Source organism: Phytobacter sp. V69 (genome assembly GCF_965644215.1).
GTDB lineage: Bacteria > Pseudomonadota > Gammaproteobacteria > Enterobacterales > Enterobacteriaceae > Phytobacter.
In genome coordinates this window covers 1-1,293 of sequence record NZ_CBFFRL010000429.1, presented here as the reverse complement: position 1 = coordinate 1,293, position 1,293 = coordinate 1, and the positions used below count along the sequence as shown (strand labels likewise).

Here is a 1,293-nt window from a genome sequence, read left to right as displayed (position 1 = left end):
AAATGCCTTTTCTCAGAAGTGACCGTCCAGGCGGTCACCGAACTCGATAATAAAACGGCTCATCGCCATCCGCCAGTCACTCAGGGGCATCGTCCATTTTTGTGATGCGGCCTGGATGGCAAGCCACACCACCTTTTTCACCGACTCATCAGTCGGGAATACTTTGCGTTTTTTGATGGCATGACGGATTACACTGTTCAGCGATTCGATCGCGTTGGTTGTATAAATCACTTTGCGGATCTCCTTCGGATAAGCGAAGAACGTACACAAATTCGGCCAGTGGGCCTGCCAGCTTCTGCTTATCTGTGGGTAGCGCTCATCCCAGGCGTCACTGAACACTTCCAGTGCCTGAAGGGCGGCCTCCTCTGTCGGGGCCTGGTAGATTGCTTTCAGGTCGCGTGTCACCGCTTTATAATCTTTCCAGGCAACGAAGCGCAGGCTATTACGCACCATATGCACAATACATAACTGGATGCGCGTATCCGGGTAGACTGTGTTGATGGCATCCGGAAAACCTTTCAGGCCGTCAATACAGGCGATAAGAATATTGTTCAGTCCCCGGTTTTTAAGTTCAGTGAGCACATTGAGCCAGAACTTTGCACCTTCATTTTCCGCCAGCCACATACCCAGAAGTTCTTTCTGGCCTTCGATATTGATACCCAGCGCCAGGAACACGGATTTGTTGATGACACGACTGTCCTGCCGGACTTTTATGACAATACAGTCAAGATAAACAATCGGATAGATTGCATCCAGTGGACGGTTTTGCCATTCGACAACCTGCTCGATGACAGCATCTGTGACCTTCGACACCAGTGCGGGTGAGACATCTGCGTCATACAGCTCTTTAAAGGCAGCGGCTATCTCACGGGTAGTCATCCCTTTGGCGTACAGAGACAGGATTTGGTTATCCATCCCGGAGATCCGGGTCTGGTTTTTCTTCACCAGTTGCGGTTCAAAAGAGCCATCACGATCGCGAGGAGTGCGTAATTCCAGAGGGCCATCGCCGGTGGTAACAGTCTTTGTGGAATAGCCGTTGCGGGAGTTGGCACCCGGTTTAGGCTGGTTTTTATCGTAGCCAAGATGGTGGGACATTTCGGCGTTGAGAGCCGCCTCAACGCTGATTTTCTTCAGCAGGCGATCGAACTGACTGAGATCGTCAGGGGTTTTGAGATTTTTGGCCAGTTCATTAGCCAGAGCCTGCAACTGTTTTTCGTCCATAAATTAACCTGCTTTTGATGTTGGATTGAACATATCAAAATCAGGCAATTACACAATTTTATGTACAGGCTC

At 49.8% G+C, this 1,293-nt stretch carries 1 protein-coding gene; it reads right to left on the bottom strand.

Going from position 1 to position 1,293, the window contains the following annotated elements; all coding sequences use genetic code 11:
- Positions 1–12 precede the first annotated feature (12 nt).
- Positions 13–1,221: an IS256 family transposase gene (locus ACSZPU_RS25755; RefSeq protein ID WP_499004450.1), complete on the bottom strand. Its 1,209-nt coding sequence runs from the start codon at positions 1,219–1,221 to the stop codon at positions 13–15.
- Between the last annotated feature and the right edge of the window lie 72 nt (positions 1,222–1,293).

Excerpts from the sequence above, each read along its gene's own strand:
- ACSZPU_RS25755 (WP_499004450.1), bottom strand. The coding sequence starts at position 1,221 with ATGGACGAAAAACAGTTGCAGGCTCTGGCTAATGAACTGGCCAAAAAT.